The organism is Shewanella carassii, from assembly GCF_002777975.1.
GTDB classification, from domain to species: domain Bacteria; phylum Pseudomonadota; class Gammaproteobacteria; order Enterobacterales; family Shewanellaceae; genus Shewanella; species Shewanella carassii.
Genome location: NZ_NGVS01000003.1, coordinates 58,369 through 77,537, shown reverse-complemented (window position 1 = coordinate 77,537; position 19,169 = coordinate 58,369). Strand labels below are relative to the sequence as shown.

General features: G+C 50.6%; 20 protein-coding genes. 11 read left to right on the top strand and 9 right to left on the bottom strand.

The features are described 5' to 3' along the window. Positions 1–43: 43 nt before the first annotated feature. The 5 genes from CBE72_RS00560 (at position 44) to CBE72_RS00540 (ending at position 4,990) form a co-directional block, all read left to right on the top strand. Positions 44–556, top strand: a complete 513-nt coding sequence (locus CBE72_RS00560; RefSeq protein WP_100141851.1) for a hypothetical protein — start codon at positions 44–46, stop codon at positions 554–556. Then, positions 553–1,356 carry a TatD family hydrolase gene (locus CBE72_RS00555; RefSeq protein ID WP_100141850.1) on the top strand — a complete coding sequence of 268 codons (804 nt, stop codon included), beginning with the start codon at positions 553–555 and terminating at the stop codon, positions 1,354–1,356. The genes CBE72_RS00560 and CBE72_RS00555 overlap by 4 nt, the downstream gene beginning before the upstream one ends. After that, a complete protein-coding gene (locus tag CBE72_RS00550; RefSeq protein ID WP_100141849.1) occupies positions 1,349–3,250 on the top strand; it encodes a sensor domain-containing diguanylate cyclase in 1,902 nt (633 codons plus the stop codon). Before CBE72_RS00555 ends, CBE72_RS00550 begins: the two co-directional genes overlap by 8 nt. Beyond that, positions 3,247–4,257: a porphobilinogen synthase gene (gene hemB, locus CBE72_RS00545; protein ID WP_100141848.1), complete on the top strand. Its 1,011-nt coding sequence runs from the start codon at positions 3,247–3,249 to the stop codon at positions 4,255–4,257. Before CBE72_RS00550 ends, hemB begins: the two co-directional genes overlap by 4 nt. 196 nt (positions 4,258–4,453) lie before the next feature. Next, positions 4,454–4,990: a DUF6568 family protein gene (locus CBE72_RS00540; RefSeq protein WP_100141894.1), complete on the top strand. Its 537-nt coding sequence runs from the start codon at positions 4,454–4,456 to the stop codon at positions 4,988–4,990. Between the two features lie 93 nt (positions 4,991–5,083). Here CBE72_RS00540 and CBE72_RS00535 read toward each other — a convergent pair whose 3' ends face one another. Together CBE72_RS00535 and rhlB are read right to left on the bottom strand one after the other, a co-directional pair. After that, entirely contained in the window at positions 5,084–6,013 is a 930-nt protein-coding gene (locus tag CBE72_RS00535) for a Ppx/GppA phosphatase family protein (protein ID WP_100141847.1), read from the bottom strand. Then, positions 6,014–7,327, bottom strand: coding sequence for an ATP-dependent RNA helicase RhlB (gene rhlB, locus CBE72_RS00530; protein WP_100141846.1), 1,314 nt, complete (start codon positions 7,325–7,327; stop codon positions 6,014–6,016). A 153-nt stretch (positions 7,328–7,480) separates the two neighbouring features. Between rhlB and trxA the strand changes: the two genes are divergently transcribed. Together trxA and rho are read left to right on the top strand one after the other, a co-directional pair. Continuing rightward, positions 7,481–7,807, top strand: a complete 327-nt coding sequence (gene trxA / locus CBE72_RS00525; RefSeq protein ID WP_100141845.1) for a thioredoxin TrxA — start codon at positions 7,481–7,483, stop codon at positions 7,805–7,807. A 213-nt stretch (positions 7,808–8,020) separates the two neighbouring features. Further along, entirely contained in the window at positions 8,021–9,286 is a 1,266-nt protein-coding gene (gene rho, locus CBE72_RS00520; protein ID WP_039034049.1) for a transcription termination factor Rho, read from the top strand. Between the two features lie 72 nt (positions 9,287–9,358). Here rho and CBE72_RS00515 read toward each other — a convergent pair whose 3' ends face one another. From CBE72_RS00515 to CBE72_RS00505, 3 genes are read right to left on the bottom strand one after another with little or no spacing between them, the layout of a single operon-like run. After that, positions 9,359–10,306: an SPFH domain-containing protein gene (locus CBE72_RS00515; RefSeq protein ID WP_100141844.1), complete on the bottom strand. Its 948-nt coding sequence runs from the start codon at positions 10,304–10,306 to the stop codon at positions 9,359–9,361. After that, positions 10,303–11,229: an SPFH domain-containing protein gene (locus CBE72_RS00510; RefSeq protein WP_100141843.1), complete on the bottom strand. Its 927-nt coding sequence runs from the start codon at positions 11,227–11,229 to the stop codon at positions 10,303–10,305. The genes CBE72_RS00515 and CBE72_RS00510 overlap by 4 nt, the downstream gene beginning before the upstream one ends. 22 nt (positions 11,230–11,251) lie before the next feature. Further along, positions 11,252–11,713 carry an NfeD family protein gene (locus CBE72_RS00505; protein WP_100141842.1) on the bottom strand — a complete coding sequence of 154 codons (462 nt, stop codon included), beginning with the start codon at positions 11,711–11,713 and terminating at the stop codon, positions 11,252–11,254. 414 nt (positions 11,714–12,127) lie between these two features. Here CBE72_RS00505 and CBE72_RS00500 point away from each other — a divergent pair, with 414 nt between their 5' ends. Beyond that, complete coding sequence (locus CBE72_RS00500; RefSeq protein WP_100141841.1) at positions 12,128–12,880, top strand: outer membrane protein OmpK; 753 nt, start codon at positions 12,128–12,130, stop codon at positions 12,878–12,880. Between the two features lie 62 nt (positions 12,881–12,942). Here CBE72_RS00500 and udp read toward each other — a convergent pair whose 3' ends face one another. Then, a complete protein-coding gene (gene udp, locus CBE72_RS00495; protein ID WP_100141840.1) occupies positions 12,943–13,701 on the bottom strand; it encodes a uridine phosphorylase in 759 nt (252 codons plus the stop codon). Between the two features lie 306 nt (positions 13,702–14,007). Between udp and CBE72_RS00490 the strand changes: the two genes are divergently transcribed. Further along, positions 14,008–14,220, top strand: coding sequence for an HP1242/YdcH family protein (locus tag CBE72_RS00490; protein ID WP_100141839.1), 213 nt, complete (start codon positions 14,008–14,010; stop codon positions 14,218–14,220). Between the two features lie 73 nt (positions 14,221–14,293). Here CBE72_RS00490 and CBE72_RS00485 read toward each other — a convergent pair whose 3' ends face one another. Beyond that, the gene (locus CBE72_RS00485; protein WP_100141838.1) at positions 14,294–15,469 is read right to left on the bottom strand and encodes a type III PLP-dependent enzyme; all 1,176 of its coding nucleotides are present in this window, start codon (positions 15,467–15,469) and stop codon (positions 14,294–14,296) included. A gap of 413 nt (positions 15,470–15,882) precedes the next feature. On the opposite strand from CBE72_RS00485, the gene ygiD reads away from it, so the two are divergent. Continuing rightward, complete coding sequence (gene ygiD / locus CBE72_RS00480; protein ID WP_100141837.1) at positions 15,883–16,662, top strand: 4,5-DOPA-extradiol-dioxygenase; 780 nt, start codon at positions 15,883–15,885, stop codon at positions 16,660–16,662. A gap of 19 nt (positions 16,663–16,681) precedes the next feature. Here the strand turns inward: ygiD and CBE72_RS00475 are convergent, their stop codons facing one another. Beyond that, positions 16,682–17,173 (bottom strand): hypothetical protein, encoded by a 492-nt coding sequence (locus CBE72_RS00475; RefSeq protein ID WP_100141836.1) that lies wholly within the window; start codon positions 17,171–17,173, stop codon positions 16,682–16,684. 123 nt (positions 17,174–17,296) lie between these two features. Here CBE72_RS00475 and CBE72_RS00470 point away from each other — a divergent pair, with 123 nt between their 5' ends. Further along, positions 17,297–18,142, top strand: coding sequence for a mechanosensitive ion channel family protein (locus CBE72_RS00470; protein ID WP_100141835.1), 846 nt, complete (start codon positions 17,297–17,299; stop codon positions 18,140–18,142). On the opposite strand, the gene CBE72_RS00465 is transcribed toward CBE72_RS00470, so the two are convergent. Then, positions 18,143–19,021 (bottom strand): radical SAM protein, encoded by an 879-nt coding sequence (locus tag CBE72_RS00465; protein ID WP_100141834.1) that lies wholly within the window; start codon positions 19,019–19,021, stop codon positions 18,143–18,145. It abuts the gene before it with no gap. Positions 19,022–19,169 lie beyond the last annotated feature (148 nt).

Genomic DNA, 19,169 nt, shown 5'->3' with positions numbered 1-19,169 from the left:
CGGGCAGCAAGGGTAAAACAAGAATAAAAGAAGGATGATATTCATGCGTTTAACCTGGATTGCTGCCTCTGCTGCATTGCTTTGTTTTCAGGCTCAGGCTGGAATTGAACAGGAGTTGGCTCAATGCGCTTCACTCTCTGACAAGCTAGAACGGCTCATCTGTTACGATGAGCTGGCTGCCAGAGTCCCCCATGTAAAAAGCCCCGAAGTCAGTTCTGCCGAAACTGCCGCAATAGTTGTCGCAGCACCAGTTACCCAGAATGTCCAGGCCGATCCTGTGGCCGACTTTGGTGCCGACAACTTGGAATCCACTCTCCAAAACAGCAAGCAAAATGAAGTGACGAAAATTTTCCTGACCATTAGCGAGGTCGATAAAGACCCCTATGGCGCCCTCAGGATCAGCTTCAGCAACGGCCAAGTATGGAAACAGACCGACAGCCGCAATTTCCGTCTGGACTCCGGACAGAAAGTTTATATCGAAAAAGCCGCCTTAGGCTCATTCCTGTTGGGAACTGAAGGGCGCAATAGTACTATCAGGGTCAAGCGTCTGCAGTGAATCAATACCTGGATATTGCTGTCAATCTGATTGGCAGCCACCTGGAACAAGATCTCAATCGAGTTATCAATGAAGCGGCAAGCGAAGGCGTCTCGCCGCTTATCCTTATTGGCAGCCATCTGGATGAAAGCCGAAGCTGCATCCAGGTTTGCCGACAATATCCCCAAAAAGTCTACACCACAGCTGGTGTCCACCCCCATCATGCCAGCGAGTGGCAGACGGAGAGCGCCGCCGAACTGAAGCAGCTGGCCAGGCAACCGGGCGTGGTTGCCATAGGGGAATGCGGCCTGGACTACAACAGAGACTTTTCGCCGCGCCAGCAGCAGCGCCAGGCTTTTGAAGCCCAGTTGGCTCTGGCGGTAGAACTGCAGTATCCGGTACTGATGCATCAGCGTGATGCCCATGAGGATTTTCTGGCTATTCTGGATGACTATCTGGAAGCCCTACCGGCGGCGCTACTGCACTGTTTTACCGACGGCCCCAAACAGGCCGAAGACTACATTGCCAGGGATCTGTATCTGGGCGTAACAGGTTGGGTTTGCGATGAACGCCGGGGACAGGATCTGGTCAGTGCCCTGCCCTTAATCCCGGACAACAGATTATTGTTGGAAACCGACAGTCCCTATCTACTGCCACGCAGTATGCGGCCTAAGCCAAAATCCGGCCGTAATGAGCCCAAATATCTGCCTTACATCGCCCAGGCTATCGCCGAGATCCGCGGCCAGTCACTGGACAGTCTCGCGCGCCAGTGCTATAGCAACAGCCTGCGTTTCTTCAAACTGGAGAGCACTCATGGCTAATGCGTACTCTGTACTGCTGCTCTTCTGTAGTTTGTTATCACTGGCAGTTAACGCCGCCCCGGAAGTAGAAATTTCCGCTTCAAAGGGGCTGGATTTAGACCTGCGTCCCAGCACTAAGATTTACGAAATGACAACTGACAGTCATCTCGGTCTAGTACAAAAATTGCCAGCATCGGCGTGGCGAGCAGCCAATGACTATAGATTTGTCAACTTGAAGCCCCATGGCCTGTGGTTCAATTTTACCCTTATCGCCACGGAACCCGGCAATTACAGCCGCTTACTGACTTTTAATAATCCCAGCCTAGATAAACTGGAAATCTATCATTTCATAGATGACCGTCTGCAACGCCAGCTTACCCTGGGAGATAGCCAGCCCTTTAGCTACAGAAATATATTGAGTACCGATTTTCTCTATGCTTTCGAAATCAAATATCCGGAAAAACATCAATTTTGGTTGAAACTGACCACATCCGGCAGCAGTTATCTGCCAATCCATCTATGGGAACCCCATGTACTGTTGCAAAGCCATGAAACCCGCAACTTACTCAATGGCATCCAACTCGGCGCCCTGGCTGCTATAGGCCTGTTTGCACTGTTTATCGCCTTAACTACCCGCTCCTTCAGCTACAGCTACTATGCCGGCTATGTGCTGACCATGACCCTATTGGTCGCCTGTATCAACGGGAATGCGTTCCGCTACCTTTGGCCCAACCTGCCGCAATTACAACAACACATTATTCCTTTGCTGGTTCCTCTGGTTATCGCCTTTGGCATTCTATTTACTGAAAAAGTACTGCAACTCAAGTACAACAATATTCGTATGCTGAGGGCATGCCGCTATACCGCCGCCAGCGCAATCATACTGATGTTTGCCTCAGTGCTGCTCAACTACAGTCTAGCTATCTATATAGAGCTTTACGCTGTGATGACAGTAAGCATAATGTTGCTGTTTTTCAGCATATTGCAGGCTTTACGCGGCAACAAACTTGCTAAACTCTATACGATTTCCTGGAGTGGAATGACTCTGGGTATTTTCATTTCCTGCCTCATGTACCTGGGGCTTATCAAACTGCCTTTAATGCCACAAACCCCTGTATTACTAGGACTCACCTTCGAAGTGGTGTTTATGGCGGCGGTATTGGCGATACGTTATAACGATGAACGCAAATCCAAACAGAGAATTCAACAAGAGGCCTTGAGACAAGCTGAGCGGATCCGTGAAGCCCGGGAAGAAACCTTGAGGATGGAAGCCGAGAGCAACGAGAAGCTGGAACGTATGGTGCAAGAACGCACGCTTGAGCTGGAAATTGCACTCAGGGAGTTGAACGAGGCCAACCAGAAGCTTACCGAGCAAGCCACAATAGACAGTCTTACCGGAGTTAAAAATCGCGCCACTTTCGATAAGCGTCTGCAGGCAGAAGGGCGTATCAGCCGCCGCCAACAAACGCCGCTGGCGCTACTGATGCTGGATATCGACAAGTTCAAGACCATCAATGATAACCATGGCCATCTGGCCGGCGACCAAACTCTGAAGTGTATCGCCGATACATTGAGAAACATACTCAAACGGCCAAGCGATCTGGTATCACGTTTTGGTGGTGAAGAGTTTGCTATTATATTGCCCAATACTGATACTAACGGAGCTTTGAGCATCGCGGAGCAGATACGCCACGCCATAGCATCTTTGAATGTCAGTTGGGGCGAACGAGTGATTCCCATGACGGCCAGCATCGGAGTCAGTATTGCTATCATAGAGTCGGATTTACATATTACCCAATTGCTGGAGCAAGCCGACAAAGCCCTGTATCGAGCCAAGAATTCAGGCAGGGATCGCGTATGTGCATTCGATCCCACGCAAGATACCCTTTCAGATCCAGTCAGGAGTCAAAATTGAACATAATTACCAGTGCCTACCCACAGCGTCGTATGCGCCGTATGCGCAAACATGAGTTCAGCCGCCGCCTGATGGCTGAGAACCAACTGACGGTCAATGATCTCATCTACCCTATGTTTGTTCTCGAAGGCAACAAGCGCACCGAATCTGTAACCTCCATGCCAGGCGTTGAGCGTTACAGCATAGATCTGCTGCTCAAGGAAGCCGAAGAATTGGTAGAACTGGGGATCCCTTTGATTGCCCTCTTCCCCGTCACGCCGGCAGAGAAAAAATCTCTGATGGCCGAAGAAGCCTACAATCCGGATGGTTTGGTACAAAGAGCCGTTCGTGAGCTCAAGGCCGAGTTCCCTCAGCTGGGCGTAATGACAGATGTCGCGCTGGACCCCTATACCACTCACGGCCAAGACGGCATCATTGATGAGACGGGTTATATCATCAATGACATTACCACTGAAATTTTGGTGAAGCAGGCGTTGTCCCATGCCGCAGCCGGTGCAGATATGGTGGCACCGTCAGACATGATGGATGGCCGCATCGGTGCCATACGTCAAGCACTTGAGGCTGCAGGCCACGTCAACACCCAGATAATGGCTTATAGCGCCAAATACTCCTCCAGCTATTACGGCCCCTTCCGCGATGCGGTCGGCTCTGCCGGCAACCTCAAGGGTGGCAACAAGCATAGCTATCAAATGGATCCTGCCAACTCAGACGAAGCACTGCACGAAGTCGCCTTGGATATCCAGGAAGGTGCCGATATGGTGATGGTTAAACCAGGCATGCCTTATCTGGATATAGTGCGCAGAGTTAAAACCGAGCTGGGTGTGCCGACTTTTGCCTATCAGGTCAGCGGTGAATACGCCATGCACATGGCAGCAATTCAAAATGGCTGGCTGGCAGAAAAAGCCATAGTGATGGAGTCGCTGCTTTGCTTCAAGCGCGCAGGCGCCGATGGCATTCTCACTTACTTTGCCAAGCAAGCTGCTCAATGGCTGAAAGACGCTAAGTAACCACTTAGGCTGTCCAAACCTAACTCAAGGCCGCCGTTATGGCGGCTTTTTCGTATCTCGCTATCCTGGGTCAGACATATTGTTCAGATTAGAATTATTTAGTGATCTTGATAACACACATGAAACTTATGTCTTTGTCTAAATTCACACTGATGATTGAATCAAGCAATGGAGTCACCCCACCCGAGGTAGTATGATGCGTCAGAATGTAAAAGCGTTACTCGCCACCACCGCGCTCTTTTTCAGTTGTCAGGTTATGGCCAATGGCGGTTGTGGTTTTGAAGGCAAACAGGAAGGCTTTATCGCCACCTGCAGTGAGGAGAAACAGGAAGTGATTATTGTGGGCGCAGTAGATGCACAGAAATTAGTATCAGAGCTACCTGAATTTATTGAAAACTATAAGAATTACAATGTAGATACGGACTCGTTGGCGCCGATAAAAGCGGTCGATAAAGCCACTGAGATAGTGGTGATCATAGGTACTTGGTGCCCGGATTGCCACAGAGAAACCCCGCGCTTTATCCGGATCATGGAGCAAGTGGCCAACCCTAATATTCAAGTGCGTTACATAGGCGTCGACCGCCAGAAGCAAGATCCAGAAGGTCTTGCCGCTCAATATGACTTCCAACGCATTCCAACCTTTATCGTGCTTCAGGATGGTAAAGAGATTGGCCGTATCGTTGAACGCCCGGAAGTATCACTGGAACAAGATCTGGCCAAGATCCTCAAGTGATCTTTCAAGCCACTATGCCGGGTAACCTATGGTGCATTAGGACCGTAGCAGTAAAAAAATCAGATAGTAAAAAGGACCTGGTGAAGGTCCTTTTTATTGTGCCGGGGCTAAAGATTGCCGTTTAGCTAACATCTGCAATACTCCTTCGCGCAAAGCACCGCCGGATAAGTGCAACCGCTCAATACCCAGCAGTTCAAACAGCGCCAGCAAAATGGCAACACCGGATGCAAAGGTCGGCGCCCGCTCGGGGCAAAGGCCACTTATGCCATCCAGAGTCAGACTCTCCTGAGCCAACAACTCCTGTTTCAGCGACTCCAGCACCGTCAGAGTCAGGGTTTCCGACTCCTGCCTGTGCTGCAACACTTCAACCACAGATTGTACCGCTCCGGAAGCGCCGACCACCGAATGCCAGCCCAGCGCTTTCAAAGTCGATTTGTGTTCAGCCAAGGCCAGATCCACCCTGACGCGAACATCGTCAAAGTCCAGCGGTTGCAGAGGGGCAGAGGTGAAAAAGCATTGATTGTAGGTGACACAGCCTATCGGCAGACTGGTTTTAAACAGCACCTTTTCACCGTCACCCACAATAAACTCAGTACTGGCACCACCGATATCAATCACTAGGCGTCGCCCTTCGCCATGAGTGGTCGCTACCATGCCTTGATAGATAAGTTCGGCTTCACGCATACCACAGATGATCTCTATCGGGTGCCCTAATATTTGCAAGGCACGATGATTGAATTCATCCGCATTACTGATACAGCGAAGGGTTGCGGTAGCAATGACGGCCACATTGGCATCATCGACTTGATGCTCGACGAGCATATTGGCAAACATGGCTAGGCAATCAAGGCCTCGTTCGAATGCCGCCTGATTAAGACTGCCATCGGCCTCGATTCCCTCGGCCAACCTCACCTTACGCTTATACTTGGCAAGCACCTTGGGCTGGCCGCCGACTGTGCGGGCAACCAGCATATTGAAGCTATTGGAGCCAAGGGTTATGGCAGCGTAGGCGGGTTTCGGCATTCAGGAATGTCTGCGGGTCCTGTCGTGACGAGGTGGACGGCCGCCACTACGATGAGCCCCTTGAGGGCGTCCCTGAGTACGGTCGCGGGTATTTCGCGGGCCAGCATGCTTACGATGAACACGAACCGGAGCTGGAATATCATCGAGCAGAGCTTCGGCATCGTATGAGGTTACCGGAATCGAGTGCTTGATATAGTCTTCGATGGCCGGCAGATTGAGGGCATATTCTTCACAGGCAAAGCTGACCGAAACCCCTTTGGCACCGGCGCGGCCAGTACGGCCAATGCGGTGAACATAGTCTTCACAGTCATCGGGCAGGTCGAAGTTATAGACATGGGATACATCAGAAATATGCAGGCCACGGGCCGCCACGTCTGTTGCCACCAAGATGTCCAGATCGCCCTTAGTGAACTGCTCCAGGATTTTGAGACGTTTCTTTTGTGGCACGTCACCGGTCAACAGACCAACCCTGTGACCATCACCTTCGAGCCATCCCCAGAGGTTTTCACACTGATGCTTGGTGTTGGCAAAGACTATCGCCTTATCCGGCCAATCTTCCTCTATCAGGGTAAGCAGCAGCGGGATCTTGTCCTTCATCGAAGGATAAAACAGCTCTTCCTTGATATTTTTCGAGGTCTTCTCTTCCGGCGCAATTTCGACTTTGACCGGATCATTCATATGGTCGTAAGCCAGCTCCTGCACCTTCATCGACAGGGTTGCCGAGAACAGCATATTGAGTCTGTCTTTGGCATCCGGCATACGGCGGAACAGGAAGCGAATGTCTTTGATAAAGCCCAGATCGAACATGCGATCGGCTTCATCCAACACAACGGCCTGAATGGCGCTGAGGTTGATAACCCCTTGACGCACGTAATCTATGATGCGTCCTGTGGTACCAATCAATATGTCCACACCCTTGTCCAGCACCTTACGCTGGGCATCATAGCCTTCGCCGCCATAGACTATCCCCACCTTGAGTTTGGTGTGCTTGGACAGCAAGGTGGCATCTTTGGCTATCTGAATCGCCAATTCCCGAGTGGGGGCCATAATGATGGCTCTGGGCTGATTGATTTGGCGTTCTGCGGGGATCTCGGTGGACAACAAGTGGTTAAAAGTTGCGACCAGGAAGGCCAGGGTCTTGCCCGTACCTGTCTGAGCCTGACCGGCGATATCTTTGCCCTGCAAAAGTACTGGCAGGGAAAGCGCCTGAATAGGCGTACAATATTCGAAACCGTTTTCTGCAAGTGCCTGAATTACTTCAGGATGTAGTGGCAGTTCGGCAAATTTTTGTTGGGATAAATGTGTTTCGCTCATAGCGCAAGCATACCAGTTAGGGTTGCAATAAGATACTCGATCGTTTGAAATAGCGACAAGAAAAAAACGGTAACTTGAATTGCCGTCAATCCAACCCAATATACAGGTTAAGCCATTAACAAACCAGCAATGGCAACCCAACTGGAGAACATCATGAGCGATAAAATTGTATACCTGAGCGACGACAGCTTCGAAAACGACGTTCTGAAATCAGAACTGCCTGTCTTAGTGGACTTTTGGGCCGAGTGGTGTGGTCCATGCAAAATGATCGCTCCAATCTTGGACGATGTCGCCGAAGAGTATGCAGGTCAACTGACTATCGCCAAATTGAACATAGATCAGAACAACGCTTCACCGGTTAAATATGGTGTTCGCGGTATTCCTACTCTGTTGTTATTCAAAAACGGTGAACTACTGGCTTCTAAAGTGGGCGCGCTATCCAAGACTCAATTGAAAGAGTTCATTGACGCCCAGATTTGATCACTCAAATCAAATAAGTGACACCCGGCACGCCCCCGAAATAAAAATGTGCCGGGTTCAGTTAAACTTCTGGACGCCCTGCCTTGATAGTGCTACTTTAATAACCAGATTCTTTCTACTAACCCACTTCTCGCTGTTCAATCAACATCCATCAAGTCCAATTTGAGAGATTGAGCGCGTAAGCTTTGTCGCGTGAAACAAGACCCACCAAAAATGAATTTAACTGAATTAAAAAACAAGTCTATTGCTGACTTAGTTGCACTGGCCGAAGAAATGAAGCTGGAGAATATGGCTCGTGCCCGCAAGCAGGATATCATCTTCTCTATATTGAAAGCCCATGCCAAGAGCGGTGAAGACATCTTCGGCGGCGGCGTTCTGGAAATACTTCAGGATGGATTTGGTTTCCTGCGCAGTTCCGATGGTTCGTATCTGGCCGGTCCCGATGATATTTATGTTTCTCCAAGCCAGATCCGCCGTTTCAACATGCGAACGGGTGACACTATTTTCGGCAAAATTCGCCCCCCCAAAGAAGGCGAACGCTATTTTGCTCTACTGAAAGTCAACGAAGTTAACTTCGATAAGCCTGAAAACTCCCGCAACAAGATCCTGTTTGAAAACCTTACCCCACTGCACGCAGAAGAGCGTCTGCGTATGGAACGCGGTAACGGTTCCACCGAAGATATCACCGCCCGAATTCTGGATCTCTGTTCCCCTGTGGGTAAGGGCCAACGTGGTTTGATTGTTGCGCCGCCTAAAGCCGGTAAGACTCTGCTGCTGCAGAACATTGCCCAGTCAATCACCTACAACAACCCTGAAGTGGTGTTGATGGTGCTGCTGATCGACGAACGTCCTGAAGAAGTGACTGAAATGCAGCGTCTGGTTCAGGGTGAAGTGATCGCTTCCACCTTCGATGAACCTGCAAGCCGTCACGTACAAGTTGCAGAGATGGTTATCGAAAAGGCCAAGCGCCTGGTTGAACACAAGAAAGACGTAGTGATCCTGCTGGACTCTATCACCCGTCTGGCTCGGGCTTACAACACGGTTGTGCCTTCATCAGGCAAGGTACTGACAGGTGGTGTGGATGCCAACGCACTGCACAGACCCAAGCGTTTCTTCGGTGCAGCCCGTAATATCGAAAATGGCGGCAGTCTGACCATTATCGCCACTGCGCTTATCGATACCGGCTCCAAGATGGACGAAGTAATTTACGAAGAGTTCAAGGGTACAGGTAACCAGGAACTGCATCTGTCACGCAAGGCCGCTGAAAAGCGGGTGTTCCCTGCCATTGACTTCAACCGCAGTGGTACCCGCCGTGAAGAGAAACTGACTACACCGGATGAGCTGCAGAAGATGTGGATCCTGCGTAAGATCCTCAATCCTATGGATGAAGTCAGCGCGATGGAATTCCTGATCGACAAGCTGGCAATGACCAAGACCAATGAAGAGTTCTTCACCGCGATGAAACGCACCAAGTCTTGATAGTCTGACTCAGCAACTTAACACCATAAGAAAGCCGCTCCAAGAGCGGCTTTTTTGATCCCGTCAGTTGTATCAAACGTTAGGATTTTTCTCTTCCGTCAGCCCAATTGAGGCCATCCAGGATTCAAAGTCCACCATGTTACCCGGCAAGACTATCTTACTGCCAGGCTTGCTCAGACCATTGAGCTGCGCCAGATACTGCTCACCCAGTTGCATCCGCAGTGCGTTTTTGCCACCGGGCGCAGCGATCACTTCGGCCAACTTCTCTATCGAACCTGCTGTAGCGCGTGCAATCGCCAGTATCTCCTCGGCCTTACCTTCGGCCTCGTTGATTCGGCGCTGCATCTCACCCTCGGAGTGGTTGATCATCTCCTGCTTCAAACCCTCGGAGCGATTGATCTTACTCTGCTTATCGCCTTCACTCTTGGCCAACAATGCCCGGCGCTCACGCTCGGCATTGACCTGCATCTCCATGGCATTTTTCACAGTTTCCGGCGGCGTAATATTCTTGATTTCATATCTATGCACCCGAATCCCCCAGGTGGCACCGGCCTGATCCAATACCTCTACCACCTTGGCACTAATCAAGTCGCGCTCTTCAAAGGTGCGATCCAGCTCCAGAGTGCCTATCACAGAGCGGGTGGTTGTCTGCGCCAGTTGAATAGCAGCATAACGGTAATCGGTTACCCCGTAGCTGGCCTTGACCGGATCCACCACAGAAATATAGATAACCCCATCGACTTCGACATTCACTTCATCGCTGGAGAAACACTCCTGAGGCGGCACATCTATGGTTTCTTCTTTAAGGTCATGGATATAGGCAACCTTATCGATAAATGGCAGCAGCGCGTGGAAACCGGCGTCCAGGGTCATATGGTATTTACCCAAACGCTCCACAATGTAGGCGGATTTGGTTGGCACCAAGCGAATCGACTGAAACAGCTTGATGATAAAGACTAGGAAAATCAGTCCCCAGATCCCCAGTACGACCATGTCGGTATCTATCTGTCCTAGATTCATTTGCGCGCTCCTTTGCTACCGGCAGCTGTATTGCTGACTTGCTGAATACCCTCGAAAAAACCTTCCATCTTCGCCAGTTCAGTGGGAACCACTGAAATATCGGCCTTTTGCAAGATCTCACCGACCTGTTCGATAAACTGCTCCTTGAGCTGCATGTTCATCGCCTCGTTACCGCCATTGACCGCCAGCGCCTTGGCGATCATAGCCATGCTCTCGGCTTGGGCATTGGCAACAATCGCAATCTCCTGCGCCGTACCTTGAGCCTCGTTAATGCGCTTCTGCTTCTGACCCTCAGAGATGTTAATCGCTTCCTGACGCTCACCTTGAGACAGGTTGATCATCGCTTCTTTCTCGGCGCTGGCCAGGGTGATTTCGGCGCGCTTGCGGCGCTCGGCTTCCATCTGCTTCTCCAGGGTGTGGATCACATGCCTGGATGGGCTGATATTTTTGATCTCATATCTGAGCATCTTGATCCCCCAGGGATCGGACGCCTTGTCGATTTCGCGGACAATTGCCTCATTGAGCGCATCACGCTCGGAGAAAGTCTGGCTCAGTGTCAGCTTACCTATCTCGGAACGCATTGTGGTTTGTGCCAAATTCACCGCCGCCAGACGATAATCCTCAATGCCATAGCTGGCCAGTTTGCCATCCATCACCTTGAGATAGACCAGGCCATCAACCTCCAGTTGGATATTATCCTTAGAGATACAGCTCTGCGGCGGTACATCAAGCACCTGCTCACGGGTATCGTGCCGATATGCGACTCGATCGAAGAAGGGGATTAAAAAGTGAAAGCCAGGCTGCAGTACAGTACGGAATTTTCCCAAACGCTCAATGACATGCACCTCACGCATGGGCACAATCAACATCAACTTATAGAGAATGAACAGAACAAAGAGTATAAAAATGGTAAATGCAAACATAGAGTCCTTCCTGCTTGATTGATTATTCAGAGTCGTCGAGCGGTTCCACTACCAGAGCGATATTATCGCGACAGATAACCTTCACCCGAGTACCGGCCGGGATCTCCGAGCCGTCTCCCAGTGCTGGCCAATCCGCCCCCTGAAATTCGACGCGACCGGTTTTTTCACCCGGTCCAATGGTTTCCTTGACCCGAGCCGGCAGATTAAACAGATCCAGCTCCTCGTCGGTATTGCCAACGTGGGAGTCGCCCCCCACCAAGCGTTGAGTCAATTGCCTGAAGCTCAACAACAAGACGATTGAGGAGATAAACCACAGGGTTAGGCTTTGTGCCAATCCCTCGACCACCCCCACCCAGATAGCCCCGGCGACCACCAGACAGGCGGCACCGAGAAATACCACTATCCCGCCAGGCAGTATCAGTTCGGCCAGCATCAGTACTATACCGACTAAGGCCCAATAAAGCATGGGATCCGAAGACGCCATATATCCCTCCCCCAGAAATCAAGTGTCCATTGCAGGCACTATATCAGTAGTTTTGCCCCTTTGCGACATAATATGTCATCACATTCCCGTTGAAACGGCCTTAGATGAACGCCACAAATGACTTTCAGCTCACAAAATGCAACTTTTCCTTAAGTCCAGACAGAGGCAAATGATAACAATCGCTCACAAAATACAACATAAAATATTGATTCAGAATCAAAAAATATCATTATCTCAACCGTGATCCAGCAGCTTAAAAAAGCTTTGAGTCCGACGCGGTTTTTCCCTATATTGCCATGGCTTTTTGACCGGCAATCGAATCAGAGAATTCAACCTTGGCGAAACGTTTCGTCAACCAACAGCTGTCGGCATAACAGCAAATCGCTTCTGACTCTACCAAAGGGATACTCTAAGATGAAAAAAATCTGCCTGTGCGCAGCTCTGCTGCTCTCACCTCAAGCATTCAGCGAACCTCTGGTGCAATGGTGGGATCTCAGTGTAACGGCGCTCTATGGCCAAGACTACGATCTGGCACCATCCGATAAGCAAACCACTTTTACTCTGGAAACCGCCGGCGGCTGGAAATACGGTGATTGGTTTGTGTTTCAAGATTTTATCAACTTCAACGGTCACAATGGCGGCAAAGACAATACGACCTATGGCGAGATCTCTACCCGCTTCAGCGCCGGTAAAATTCTCGGCGAACCTGTAGGTTTCGGTCCGGTAACCGACCTGTCGTTGGCACTGACGTTTGAAGAGGGTGAAGGCCCGGTTGAGACACTACTCTACGGTGTCGGCATGGATCTCAAACTGCCCTACTTCACCTATTTCCAGCTGAACACCTATCGCCGCGACGCCCAAAACAGCGCCAATATCAGCGATGGCTGGCAATTGACTCCTGTGTTCCGCATGGATATTCCAGTGGGCAACAGCAAGATTGTCTTCGATGGCTTTATTGACTGGGTATTCGCCGCCGATGAAGACGGTTATAAAGAAAATATCCACTTCAATCCCCAGATAAAATATGACCTAGGCGCCACACTCTTTGGTGAAGCCAAGAAGGATAAACTCCTGGTGGGTATCGAATATGATTACTGGCAGAATAAGTATGGTGTGGACGGTATCGACCAGAACACCTATTCGGTGATAGCTCAGTACCATTTCTGAGCCGAAAAATTACCTTAAAAAAGGCGCTCGTTGAGCGCCTTTTCCATTTTTACCTATTAGGCCTAGGCCAGCAGTTTTCTGGCGGCGTTGACCACAATGGAAACCGCACTGACTTCAGTTTGTTTCATGGTTGCCTCATTGGGGATCTCTTGCTGGGTACGGTTGACAATCACACCGGCGACACAAGCAGCACGCCAGCCTTGAGAGGCACACATGGTGAACAGAGTCGCCGACTCCATTTCGTAGTTGAGTACGCCCATCTCCTGCCACTCTTTCATTGAACCGGCGAAACGGCGGGTTACCCGGCCACTGACAGTATCATAGCGCTCCTGCCCCGGGTAAAAGGTGTCGGATGAGGCTGTAACCCCAATGTGTGGTTCAACACCGGCATCGCGACAGGCAGCAACCATGGCAGTGGTACACTCAAAGTTGGCCACAGCGGGGAACTCCATAGGTGCAAAGTGCAAACTGGCGCCATCGAGACGCACCGAAGCCTGAGTCACTATCACATCCCCGACATTCACGTGGGGCTGAATCGCACCTGTGGTGCCAACACGCAAGAAAGTATTAACCCCCAGTTGCGCCAGCTCTTCCACTGCGATAGAGGTCGAAGGACCACCAATACCGGTAGAGCAAACCACCACAGGCTTACCATCAAGATATGCCAGATAACTGGTGTACTCACGATGGCTGGCCAGGAAGGTCGGTTTGTCCATCAGTTCAGCGATACGTTTAACTCGCTCAGGGTCGCCGGGCACAATAGCCAGAGTGGCGCCATCCAACATATCTTTGGTCAGACCCAAGTGAAATACATCAGCCATAGTGAAAACCTCTTTCAAATTTGATTATAAAATTCGTCTTATTCAGACTCTAACCCAGTCAGCAGACAGATAAGATTAACTTGATCACAGATTTTATGACAACAACCAAACACCAAATCGTAAAACAGTTACCAAACTTCAATGATATCGGAGCATTTCTTACAACATATTAATCAAAAGCATAGCAGCAAAAACCTCGACTCACCTGCAACAAATGACTCGGTTCTCAGTTGATCAAGGTCACATATTCACCACTTCAAACGAGTTAGGGTTAATACTAATCCCCCAGCCAACAGGAGTGCGCCAATGTTTCCGGAATACCGCGATCAGATCACCAGTCTCAAGAACAGCGATAATCATTTTCAGAAGCTTTTTGATGAACACAATCTGCTGGACAAAGAGATCAAGCATAAGGAGAGCCAGCTATCCAGTGAATATACTCAGGAAGTCAAAGAGATGAAAAAGCGTAAACTGGAGCTGAAAGAACAAGTGTTCGCCATCCTTAAGGCCAACAGTTAATCTAAAACAGACAGGGCGCCTATTGGCGCCCTGTCTAAATCGATCTCAGCTAAAGTCTCACTCTTCGCCGAGATTATAAATAGTAGTCTTGCAAGGGGGGAAAACCATTGAAGCACACCGCCGAATAGGTGGTGGTATAAGCGCCAGTGGTCAACCAATAGAGTCTGTCACCTATGGCTAGCTCCTCTGGCAAACCGTAACTGTACTGTTCATACATGATATCGGCGCTATCACAGGTAGGCCCGGCTATGACACAAGGTTGCAGCTCCCCTTGAGCCTCGGTGTAAATCGGAAACTTAATCGCTTCGTCCATAGTCTCAATCAGCCCGGAAAACTTACCGACATCGGTAAATACCCAGCGCTCCAGTGCCGTGTTGGACTTGCGGCTGATCAATACCACCTCAGAGACCAGCACACCGGCATTGGCAATCAAGGAGCGCCCGGGCTCCAACACTATCTTGGGCAACTGCTCACCAAAATCCTCTTTGAGGAAGTGAATGATCTGCTCGGCGTAAGTGGTGAGACTATTGGTCTTGTCGATATAGTTGGCCGGAAAGCCGCCGCCCATATTGATCATCTCCAGCACTATGCCGTGCTCCTCTTTGAGCCGGTCAAAGATCACCTTCACTTTGCCTATAGCCGCGTCCCAAGCCCCGATGTCCCGTTGCTGAGAGCCCACGTGGAACGACAAGCCGTAAGGCTTTAACCCCAACGCCTTGGCCAGCACCAAAAGCTCATAGGCCATCTCATTTTGGCAGCCGAACTTACGCGACAAAGGCCAATCGGCGGTTTCTGTCCCTTCGGTGAGGATCCGCACATAGACCTTGGCCCCGGGGGCTTCTTCGGCAATCATCCGCAGATCGGCCTCTGAGTCAGAGGCAAACATAGTCACGCCACGCTGGTAGAAGGCTCTGACATCCTTGCGTTTTTTAATGGTATTGCCATAGCTTATCCGCTCGGGGGAAACACCCAACTCCATCACCATATCCAGCTCATAGATGGAAGCTATATCAAAATTGGCTCCCTTATCACGCAGCAAGCTGAGGATCTCAGGTGCCGGGTTGGCCTTTACTGCATAATAAACGCTGGCAAAGGGAAAGCTCTGCACCATATCATCATACTGTTTCGCGATGATCTTGGTATCTATCACCACAAAAGGTGTCACCTTATCACTGGCAAAAGCTTTGATACGCTCAAAGGTTTCATTGTCATAGTAATCAGCAACATCAATAGATTGAAATTGGCTCATTGGCCCTGTGTCTCCTCGACATTCAAGTGCGGCGAACAGCCTCGCCGAAGCGGGTTAAAATCCAGCGCAGTAAACGCTATTTCCGCCGCTCACGCAATGAATTTTTATACATTAAAACCAATTTTTTATTCCACGAATCCAAGTCACAGCGACTACAAAATAAAAGCATTAAGAATCATGCAATTACTACTTTCACCCTCAAATACACACCATGATTGCTGCTCGCTTGAAGGCGCTTCAAAGCAAACGGCTACAGGTAAAGCATAGCGGCAAGCAAGAGAGCAGGGGATATTCGATTTAATGGGAGAGTATGGCGAGTATTTTGCGATTATTTTCAATCGAGCATCCGGGTAAGCTGAAGGCAGATATGTCAGGAACGGCATACTGCATTCTACCGCTGATTTGGAGACTCTATGTCCGCAACACAGATAATGCCGGCGCTGTTTCTGGGCCATGGCAGCCCGATGAACGCCTTGCAAAACAACACCATCACAAAGCAGTGGCAAGCGCTAGGACAAACACTTCCCAGGCCCAGAGCGATAATGCTACTTTCGGCCCATTGGCTGACACGGGGCACAGCTATTTCCACCGCTAGTCGGCCGCAAACCATACATGATTTCGGCGGTTTTCCCGCCGAGCTCTTTGCCATGCAGTACCCGGCCATCGGCGCGCCGGAGTTGGCGGAGCAGATTGCTGCCAGTCTGAGCATTCCTGTCACTCGTATCGACTCGCAAGGGTTGGATCATGGCAGTTGGTCGGCCTTGGTTCACCTCTACCCCGAGGCCGATATTCCGGTATTTCAATTGAGTCTGGATCAAAACCTCAGCCCGCAACAGCAGTTCCAGGTGGGACGCGAGTTAAGGCGCTGGCGCGAGCAAGGCGTACTGCTCATGGGTTCAGGCAATGTGGTCCACAATCTGCGAGCCCTGGCACCTGGTAACCCACCATGGCCTTGGGCCTCCCGGTTTAATCAGGCGGTTACCGAGAGCTTAATGACAGAAGAATACTCAGCGCTGCTGGACTACAAAACCTTGGTCGATGCCGACACGGCCGAGCTGTGTCATCCAACAGATGAGCATCTGCAGCCCCTGTTTTATTTGTTGGGAAGCGCCTTCCCGGGAGAGCGCAGGCTGCTGTTCAACAACAGCCTGGAGATGGGGGCTATCAGTATGTTGAGTCTGCAGCTCGGCTGAAGCTTGAGCTGCCAAGGACTCAGTCTTGCAGACCGGCGTCTTTGAGAGCCAGCTTCAGGGCTTCGGCGTCATCAAAGTATTGCAGCTTGGTGATGGTCAACTGGTCCAGAGAGATCAGGCTGGCGGCATCCTTGGCAGCGGGCAGTAATTTGCTGATCTCACCCTCTTTGTCCAGAGCAATACTGAAAGTCAGATCCTGCATTTGTGGGATGGCAACAAATTTAGCGATCAAGGATGGCATACCGCTGATATCGGCCAGGTAAAAGATACCCGCCTGTTGCAACGCCTGATTATCACGGCCTTCGAGTGCGGTTTTGATGATCTCCCCGCCTTTCATGCTACGGCCAAACAACAGATACTTGGCCGAGCTGTCCATCACTCTGGCGGCATCGTGCTGATCCTGCAGCGAAATGGGTTCCAGCTTATCTCCCACGGCATATTCGGAAGCCTGGATCATAGGGCTGACAAACAGGGTCAAACACGCAGAGAGCAGTATTGCAAAAGACTTCATATAGTTTCCTTTTAATTTGCCACGGCAAAGAGGCAGAATACCTTGTTGTTATATACAAGTGAGTGACATGACTCAGGAATATCGTTTCCATATCTTGCGGCATTTCAGGAAAGGAGCCAAGCAATGAAGAATACCGGGTTGGAACAGGAATTGGCACAGCTGCAAAATGTCTATGATCTGATAACCGAATTTTTGGTGAAATACAGCTTCCAACTCCTGGGAGCGCTGATCATCTTTCTGCTGGGGTTGTGGCTGGCCGCCAAGGTAGCCAACACGGTCGGCCGTCAGTTGGAAAAACACAATGTCGATGTCACCCTAGCGACCTTTGTCACCCATCTGGTACGGATACTGATTGTCATAATGATCGCCATCGTTGCCTTGGGCAAACTGGGGATCAGCGTCACTCCCATGGTGGCAGCCATAGGCGCCGCGTCACTGGGTGCCGGGTTGGCGATTCAGGGCATGCTGTCCAACTATGCCGCCGGGGTGACCATTATCGTCACCCGCCCCTTTATCGTGGGCAACACCATCACGGTCAAAGGCGTCACGGGTTTGGTCAAAGATATTCATTTGGGGCTGACCATACTCACCAACGAGGAGGGCGAGCAGATCAGCATTCCCAACAAACACATTATCGGCGAGATACTGCACAACTCCTTTGCCAACAAATTGGTAGAAACCCACTTCAATATCGACTACAAGGCCGATCCCCAGCATGCGATAGCCATAGCCCAGGCGGTGCTCGGCAGCCATCCCAGTGTCGATGCCAACTCCCCATCACAGGTGGGTATCAATGGCTTCAACAGTACAGGCATAGATATAGGTGTGCGCTATTGGGTCCCCACTGCCAGCTATTTCCAGGATAAGTACCAAATAAATCTGCAAATCTGGCAAGGGTTGCAACAAGCAGGGATCCAGATCCCCTGTCCGGCACGGGACATAAGGATCACTGAGCGGCAAGAGGACTGATCACAAACCTCTTTGCCACTCGGCTCGCAGGACGAAGCGTCCTGCGAGCGCCTCCTCAACCGTCGCCAACAATCTGGCCTTGTCCCGGCCAAGTATGCCTTTCAACACCAAATAATTGGAAGCATGATCCGAGCGGAAAATGGTCTGCTCTAACTCCAGCGCCTGCAGCAAATAACGCATCTCCTGCAACAGTTGTCTTTGGTCCGGCATTTGAAAGTCGCCATCAAACGCACTATCCATTCTTTCCTTGCCAAGTGGCAGAGTCACCACCAGGGTACTGAGATAATCCGGCTGCGCCGCATTCATCAGCCGCGCCGAATTAAGTGCGTGTTGCCTCGATAAAGCCACGCCACCCAGACCATTGAGTATCATCACAGATGACTTTATTCCGGCGGCACGAATTTTCTCCAGCGCCGCCAGCGAGGAGGCGTAACTCTCACCCTTGCCGATACGATTCAGCACCTGATCATCGCCACTCTCACAACCGACATACAGTAAGGACAACTTGAGTTGCCGCAGCCGCAGTAGCTGCTCCCCACTCTTGTTGCCTAGGTTACGCGGTAAACAATAGCTGCTGATACGACTGACATTGGGCAAGTAGTGATGGATCAGCTCACAAATCTGTTCCAGCCTGGAAAACGGCAACGTCATGGCATCACCATCGGCCAGAAACACCCGGCTCACCTGGGCGCCGGAGGCCGCAACCCGGCGCAGGTCTGCTTCCACCTTTTCCAACTTGAACGCCCTGAAACGCTTCTGCTCCTGGGTATACATGTCGCAAAAGGCACAGCGATTCCAGCTGCAACCATTGGTCACCTGCAGTATGAGAGATTTCCACTCCGATGGCGGCCGAAACACAGGTTCAATATATGACAACATGCTGCTCCTTGTTTATGACTCAATCGATTTTGCCCCGGTTGTCGGAGGCGGCAGGCTTAAGCCCTGATGCTAATCCCAAAGCGCTAATTTGCACGTTTTTTGCACAAAATCATATTTTACCCCGCGCAAGCCTGTTATATTAGCCAAA